The organism is Mycobacterium sp. E2462, assembly GCF_001672685.1.
GTDB lineage: Bacteria > Actinomycetota > Actinomycetes > Mycobacteriales > Mycobacteriaceae > Mycobacterium.
In genome coordinates, this window is sequence record NZ_LZKC01000195.1 from 1 (window position 1) to 6,769 (window position 6,769).

Here is a 6,769-nt window from a genome sequence, read left to right on the forward strand (position 1 = left end):
TGCCCGAGCCGCTGGGGCCCAGCAGCGCCGTCAACGAGCCGGTGGGCACCGTGAAGTCGACGTGGTCCAGCGCGACGAAATCGCCGTAGTGCTTGTAGGCGTCGCGCACCGTGATCGCGTCGGGCTCGGGCGGGTTGTCGGTCATGTCGGTGGTCCCTTTCGCGGACTTCTCAGGCGTGGGCCCTCGCCCGCGCCCGGCGAACGAGCAGGATGGTCTTGACGACGAGGAACGCGACGGCGACGCCCATCAGCAACGTCGACAGCGCGTAGGCGCCGTATTCGGCGCCGCGGTTGTAGCGGTCGTTGACCAGCAGGGTGAGGGTTTGCGATTCGCCCGGCAGGTTGGACGAGACCATGATGACCGCGCCGAACTCCCCGAGCGTGCGGGCGGTGGTCAACACGATGCCGTAGGTCAGGCCCCACCGGATGGACGGCAGCGTGATCCGCCAAAAGGTCTGCCACGCATTCGAACCCAGCGTCGCGGCGGCCTGCTCCTGCTCGGTGCCCACCTCGACGAGCACCGGTTGCACCTCACGCACCACGAACGGCAGCGTGACGAAGATGCTGGCGAGCACGATGCCGGGGACACCGAAGATGATCCGCCACCCGAGGTCGTTCTCGACGAAGCCCAGCGCCCCGGCCGACCCCCACAGCAGAATCAGGGCGACGCCCACGATGATGGGAGACACCGCGAACGGCAGGTCGACGATCGCCTGCAGCACCCCCTTGCCGCGAAACCTGCTGCGGGCCAACAATAACGACGTGAAAACCCCGAACACCACGTTGAGGGGCACGACGACGGCGACCACCAGCAGCGACAGGTACAGCGCCGACTCCGCCGCCGGGGTGGTGATCCAATCGACGAACTGGCCCAGGCCGGGCGCGAACGTGCGCCACAAGATGACCGCGACCGGCGCGAGGAGCATGACGCCGATGTAGGCCAGCACCACCGACCGGGTGGTGTAGCGGGCCCAGGGCACCGGGGTCACGACGCCTTCTCCTCACGTTTGGCCCGCCGACCGCCGACCACGCGCAACAGGCTCAACACGCTGAACGAGATCGCCAGCAGCACAATTGAAATGGCGGCGGCACCGGTCCGGTCGTCGTTTTCGATGAGGGCGCGGATCCACTGCGACGACACCTCGGTCCGGCCCGGGACGGCGCCGCCGATCGTCACCACCGAGCCGAACTCGCCGATGCAGCGCGAGAACGCCAAACCCGCGCCGGTGAGCAACGCCGGCGTCAGGGACGGCAACACGATCGAGGTGAAGACCTTGGTGCCGGTGGCGCCCAGCGACGCGGCGGCCTCCTCGATCTCGCGGTCGACCTCGAGCAGCACCGGCTGGACAGCGCGCACCACCAACGGCAGGGTGACGAACGCCAGCGCCATCGCAACCCCCGGCGGGGTGTGCTGCAGGTGCACACCGACCGGGCTGTTCTTGCCGTACAGGGCCAGCATCACCAGGCTGGTCACGATGGTCGGCAGCGCGAACGGCAAGTCGATGACGGCGTCGATGAAACCCTTGCCGACGAAGTCGTCGCGCACCAACACCCACGCCGTCGCGAGGCCGAACACCACGTTGAACACGGTGACCACGACGGAGACGGTCAGCGTGACCCGAAACGATTCCACCGCGGCGTGCGAGGTGATTGCGAGCCAAAAGGCTTGCCAGCCACCGCCGCCCGCCTGCCAGGCGATGGCCGACAACGGCAGCAGGACGATCACCGACAGCCAGAGCATCGTCACGCCGACCCGCAGCGACGTGGCGCCCGGCCGGCCCGCCGTCGCCGGGATCACGGTGGGCGGCGGTGCGAGCGGCTCGCCGGGGTCATCGACCTCGGCCCGCAGCGCCGGCACCGCCGCGCGCTCGTCCACCGAGCGCGTCATCCCGTGGCCTGCTTGTAAATCGTGGTGATGCTGCCGGTGTTCTTGTCGAACAGCTGCGGGTCGGCCGCGCTCCAACCCCCCAAATCGTCGATGGTCCACAGCTTGACCGGCACCGGATACTGGTCGCGGAACCGCGCGGCCACCGCCGGGTCGGTGGGCCGGAAACCGGCCTGCGCCCATACCTTTTGCGCCGCCGCCGTGTACTGGAAGTTCTTGAACGCGACCGCCGCCTCGAGGTGCGGGCTGGTGATCACGACGGCCACCGGGTTCTCGATCTTGAAGGTCTGTGACGGGATGAGGTGTTCGACGGCCTTGCCTTGGCGCTCGGCGGCGATGGCCTCGTTCTCGTAACTGATCAGCACGTCGCCGCTGCCCTCCACGAAGACGTCGGTCGCGATCCGCCCGGACCCCGGCCGCAGTTTCACGTGCTCGCGCACCAGCTTGGTGATGTAGTCGATGCCGGCGCGGCTGTCCGCGCCGCCGCCGCTCTTGGCGGCATACGGCGCCAACAGGTTCCACTTGGCCGAGCCCGAACTCAGCGGGCTCGGCGTGACCACCTCGATACCCGGGCGCAGCAGGTCGTCCCAGTCCCTGATGTTCTTCGGATTGCCCTTGCGGACCACCAGCGTCACCACCGAACCGAACGGGATCCCCTTGGTGTCGTCCTTATCCCAGTCGGCGGACACCTTGCCGGCCTTCACCAGTCGGGTGATGTCGGGCTCGACGGAGAAGTTGACCCGGTCGGCGGGTTTGCCCTCGACGACGCCGCGCGACTGGTCGGCCGAGGCGGCGTAGGAGGCGATCACCTGCACGCTGCGGCCTTCCTCCGAGGCATTGAACGCCGGAATCACCTTGCTCCAGCCCGGTTCCGGGACGGAGTAGGCGACCAGGGTGATCTTCGTGTTCCCATCGGTCAGGCCGCCGCCGCCCACGGCGTCGCTGGCGCCGGCGTGACACGCCACGGCGGACGCGGCGACGACGGTCAGCGCGACGGCCGTCCGCCAGCGCGGCGCGTTGCCGGTGCTGAACATAGGTGGCCTTCCGGGAGGGCTGCTGGGGAATTCCGGTGCCGCGGTCGGGCGACGGACGCGCCGGGACCGGTCACCGATGCACCGGGCCGCTGCACAACGTCAGCGGCGACAACACAGCGCGAGGGCGGAGCAAACATCCGACGCCACGGGCATGGCGGGAAGCCTAACAGCGGTCGCGGGGGGCCGCCGGGCGTCGCGGCCGGCGCGACGAGCGGTCTGCCAGCCACCGTTTCGCCGCAACCGGTGCCGCGCTATCCGGGTGGAACGGTGCCGCGGGGGACGCGCGTCACAGCCACTGGCGGCGGGAGCCCAGCAACGCACGCCGATCTCTGCGCCACCCGAGGCGACCGCACCCCGAAACGCACAGCGTGAGGGCAGTCGCGGCGCGCGGGCCGGGGGCGTGGCGGGGCCGGCACGCAACGCCGCGCGCGGCGTGCAGCGCGCCGGGCCCGGCACCGCCGATCGAGGTGCGCGAACGCGCCGTGTGACCCAGCAGCGGCGCACCGGCGTAAAAGTCACGTTGAGGCAAAGCGGCCGGCGGCCGCGAGCGTCGGCCACGCGCATGCCGCCCGCCAGAAAACGAAAATCCGCCGTGACCGGCGCTGGGCGGACGATTTCCGGGGCTACGCTGCGTTCAGGTTGAGTCCACAGCTGCCTCCCCTTCTCGAACTCTCTCGATGGGCTCCGTCTATGACCGCCACTGCGCATTCCGAACTTCACCCGCTGGCCCAGCCCCGGCCGCGGGGTCAGCACCCTCTCGCCGAGTTGTCCCGCGCCCGCCTCTACGCCTACGCGCGCAGCCTCGCCACGGTCGTACGCGTCGACGGCCAACTCGACGCGGCGAACGCCCGCGACGTCGCGCAGGCCCTGACCCGTTTCGCCGGGTTGAAATCGCCGCTGATCCTCGACCTCAGCCAGTTGAGCTTCGTCGGGGTCGACGGGTTCCGCGCGCTGCTGGCGCTCAATGCCGACCTGCGCGCCGCCCGCGTGCACTGCAGCGTGGTGCCCGGGCCGGCGCTGCGGCCGCTGCTGCGCATCGTGCCGGACAATGGCCTGGCGCTGTCGGAGTCGGTGGCCGAGGCGTTGCAGACCATTGACGACGTTCTCCAGGCGCGCCGTCAGGCCCTGTCCGACCTCGTCGGGCGCCGCCGGCCGGTGCGCCCGGCCGCCACAGCGTGAACCACCGAATTCCTTGAGCGGCTAGGCTTTCGGCGCCTCGCCCAGCTCGGCCCGGAAGCCGCGCATCGCCGACATCAGCGCGCCCAGCACGCGGTGGGCGGCGCGGAGTTCCTCGTCGGGCACGTCGGCGAGGGCCAATCGGGTGTGAGTACCGAGCGGACCGAAGAACAAGCGGGCGGTCGCTAACCCCGACTCGCCGTGGCGCAGCACCACCTTGCGCCGGTCGCCGGGATGGTTGTCGCGGTGGATGTGTCCGGAGTCGATCAGCCGGTCCACCAGATAGGTGATCGCCGAACCGGACATGCCCATTTGCTGGCTCAGGTCCCCCGAGGTCATCGGTCGCCCCGCCGTTTCGGCCACCATGATGTAGAGCAGCGCACGAAAATCGTTGGCGCGCATACTGTGTGACGCCGCGAACAGCCGGCCGATCTGATCGGATTCGGTGGACAGCTCCCGCAGGTCGGCCGAGATGAGCGACTCCAGGGCGGCGCGCTGCTCGTCGGCGTTCATAACGGTGGCAGCATATCCCCGACGACCCGTTCTATTCAGTTAGTTAATGTTTAAATTCTTGAAACGGCCGCCGCGGCGGGCCGACCCCGGGTGGCGCACGGCGAAGATGTTCATTAAATTAATCTTTAAGTTATTGAACGTAGGCTTGGCGTGCCGGACACGGCGGACAGGGGGCGGTTCGTAGCCGGTGCGGGGCCGACGTCTGTTTTGGCCGCTGAGCAGCGGGTATGACCGCGAGTGTTGGGCCGGTTGCGGGCTGATCATGCCAAGCCGTCCGGGAGGGAGCTTGCGCGCGATGAGAGTGTCTTTACAGTCGCCCGTCGCGGCGACGCTACGGCCGGATGACTTCGACGCCTGGCGGTCCGACGTCCGGCGTAGCGTGCTTGGCGAGCTGGCCCAGTTCGTCGACCGCCGCTGCGCGGAGCTCGACGCCACCCGCGTCGACGCCACCGCGGAGATCCTGGCGGACTTCGTCTCCGGCGGTAAATGTTTGCGGTCCACCTTCCTTTATCTGGGCTGGCTGTGCGGCGCGCCCGCCAGCGCCGCTGCCCTGCGCGCCGCGGCCAGCCTCGAGCTCATGCATGCCTTCGCCCTGTTACAGGACGACGTTATGGACTCCTCCCCGCAACGGCGGGGCCGCCCGGCCGCGCATCTGCGGTTCGCGCAATGGCACCGCGACCGCGGGCTGTCCGGGTCGTCGCAGCGATTCGGGGAATCGTCGGCGGTGCTGCTCGGCGACCTGTGCCTGATCTGGGCCGAACAGATGTTGCGGGAAAGCGGAATCGCGCCGGATCGCCTGGCGGGGGTGTGGGCCCGCTATGACGCCATGCGCACCGAGCTGGCCGTGGGCCAGTTCGCGGACCTGACCAGCGATGTGCGGAACATGCCCGAGCTCGAGACGGTGCTGGACGTGGCGCGGCGCAAATCGGGCAACTACACGGTGCGCCGCCCGCTGGAAATCGGTGCCGCGCTGGCCGGGTGCGACGACGCCACGCTGGCGCGGTTGGGCCGCTACGGCGCGGCCGTCGGCGAGGCCTTCCAGCTGCGCGACGACGTGCTCGGCGTCTTCGGCTCCCCCGCCGCCACCGGCAAGCCGTGCGGCGGTGACCTGCTGGAACGCAAGGCCACCAGCGTCGTGGTGGCCGCGCATCAGCTGGCCGACCCGGCGACCCGGCGCGAGCTGACGACCTTGATCGAGCGCGACACCCTCGACGACGAGGCGATCAATCGGTGGCAGGCCTTGATTGTGGCGACCGGAGCTGTTCAGCTGATTGAGGAGATGATCGGCGATCGTGTCGCAGCGGCCCGCGACCTGGTGAACGACCTGGCCATCGACGAGCCCGTCCGCGCCGCGCTGGGCGCAATGGCGGCTGCCTGCACGGATCGCGCCGAATGACCGTTACGACGTGGGGAGCTCTCTAGCATGCGAACCGTCAAGGGGCGCGGCGATCACGTGGTGGTGATCGGCGCCGGGCTGGCCGGCCTGGCCGCGGCGTTGCACCTGGCCGGGCGAGGACGCGCGGTCACGGTGGTCGAGCGGTATCCATGGCCGGGCGGGCGGGCCGGAAGGCTCGACATCGACGGCTACCGGATCGACACCGGGCCGACGGTGCTGACGATGCCGGACATCATCGACGACACCTTCGCCGCCGTCGGCGAGACGCGGTCGGACCGGCTCGAGCTGCTACACCTCGACCCGGCCTACCGCGCCACGTTCTCCGACGGCAGCGCGCTGGACGTCCACAGCGACGCGGACCGGATGACGGCCGCCGTCGAAGAGTTCGCTGGCTTCGGGCAGGCAGCGGGCTATCGCAAGTTGCGCGAATGGCTGACGCGGCTGTACCGCATCGAATTCGACGGCTTCATCGCCGCGAATTTCGATTCGCCACTGTCGCTGCTCACGCCGCAACTCGCGCGGCTGGCCGCCATCGGCGGCTTCCGCAAGTGGGACCGGATGGTCAAGCGTTACCTCAGCGACCCGAGGCTGCAGCGGGTATTCACCTTCCAATCGCTGTATGCGGGGGTGGCGCCGCAGGACGCGCTGGCGGTCTACGCGGTCATCGCCTACATGGACACCATTGCGGGCGTGGTGTTTCCGCGCGGCGGCGTGCGCGCGCTGCCGGATGCGCTGGCGGCGGCCGCCGCCGACGCGGGCGTGCGG

General features: G+C 69.7%; 7 protein-coding genes and 1 pseudogene. 3 read left to right on the plus strand and 5 right to left on the minus strand.

Translation table 11 applies throughout. The annotated features are described in order from the left end of the window. The 4 genes and pseudogenes from A5714_RS26030 to A5714_RS09790 all read right to left on the minus strand — a co-directional run. Nucleotides 1-145: pseudogene (locus A5714_RS26030) on the minus strand (sulfate ABC transporter ATP-binding protein); the annotation flags it as partial. 25 nt (nucleotides 146-170) lie between these two features. Then, complete coding sequence (gene cysW / locus A5714_RS09780; protein ID WP_068284850.1) at nucleotides 171-989, minus strand: sulfate ABC transporter permease subunit CysW; 819 nt, start codon at nucleotides 987-989, stop codon at nucleotides 171-173. Further along, nucleotides 986-1,888: a sulfate ABC transporter permease subunit CysT gene (gene cysT, locus A5714_RS09785; RefSeq protein WP_082959659.1), complete on the minus strand. Its 903-nt coding sequence runs from the start codon at nucleotides 1,886-1,888 to the stop codon at nucleotides 986-988. Before cysT ends, cysW begins: the two co-directional genes overlap by 4 nt. Beyond that, nucleotides 1,885-2,919, minus strand: a complete 1,035-nt coding sequence (locus A5714_RS09790) for a sulfate ABC transporter substrate-binding protein (protein WP_068284853.1) — start codon at nucleotides 2,917-2,919, stop codon at nucleotides 1,885-1,887. The genes cysT and A5714_RS09790 overlap by 4 nt, the downstream gene beginning before the upstream one ends. 690 nt (nucleotides 2,920-3,609) lie before the next feature. Here A5714_RS09790 and A5714_RS09795 point away from each other — a divergent pair. Then, a complete protein-coding gene (locus A5714_RS09795; RefSeq protein WP_082959660.1) occupies nucleotides 3,610-4,098 on the plus strand; it encodes an STAS domain-containing protein in 489 nt (162 codons plus the stop codon). Nucleotides 4,099-4,119: 21 nt separating this feature from the next. On the opposite strand, the gene A5714_RS09800 is transcribed toward A5714_RS09795, so the two are convergent. After that, entirely contained in the window at nucleotides 4,120-4,608 is a 489-nt protein-coding gene (locus A5714_RS09800) for a MarR family winged helix-turn-helix transcriptional regulator (protein ID WP_068284854.1), read from the minus strand. Between the two features lie 295 nt (nucleotides 4,609-4,903). Here A5714_RS09800 and A5714_RS09805 point away from each other — a divergent pair, with 295 nt between their 5' ends. Both A5714_RS09805 and crtI read left to right on the plus strand, forming a co-directional pair. Next, nucleotides 4,904-6,004, plus strand: a complete 1,101-nt coding sequence (locus A5714_RS09805; RefSeq protein WP_082959661.1) for a polyprenyl synthetase family protein — start codon at nucleotides 4,904-4,906, stop codon at nucleotides 6,002-6,004. A 27-nt stretch (nucleotides 6,005-6,031) separates the two neighbouring features. Then, on the plus strand, nucleotides 6,032-6,769 hold a 738-nt coding region (gene crtI / locus A5714_RS09810; RefSeq protein WP_156747253.1), incomplete at its 3' end, for a phytoene desaturase family protein.

Excerpts from the sequence above, each read along its gene's own strand:
- cysT (WP_082959659.1), bottom strand. The coding sequence starts at position 1,888 with ATGACGCGCTCGGTGGACGAGCGCGCGGCGGTGCCGGCGCTGCGGGCC.
- A5714_RS09790 (WP_068284853.1), bottom strand. The coding sequence starts at position 2,919 with ATGTTCAGCACCGGCAACGCGCCGCGCTGGCGGACGGCCGTCGCGCTG.
- A5714_RS09795 (WP_082959660.1), top strand. The coding sequence starts at position 3,610 with ATGACCGCCACTGCGCATTCCGAACTTCACCCGCTGGCCCAGCCCCGG.
- A5714_RS09800 (WP_068284854.1), bottom strand. The coding sequence starts at position 4,608 with ATGAACGCCGACGAGCAGCGCGCCGCCCTGGAGTCGCTCATCTCGGCC.
- A5714_RS09805 (WP_082959661.1), top strand. The coding sequence starts at position 4,904 with ATGAGAGTGTCTTTACAGTCGCCCGTCGCGGCGACGCTACGGCCGGAT.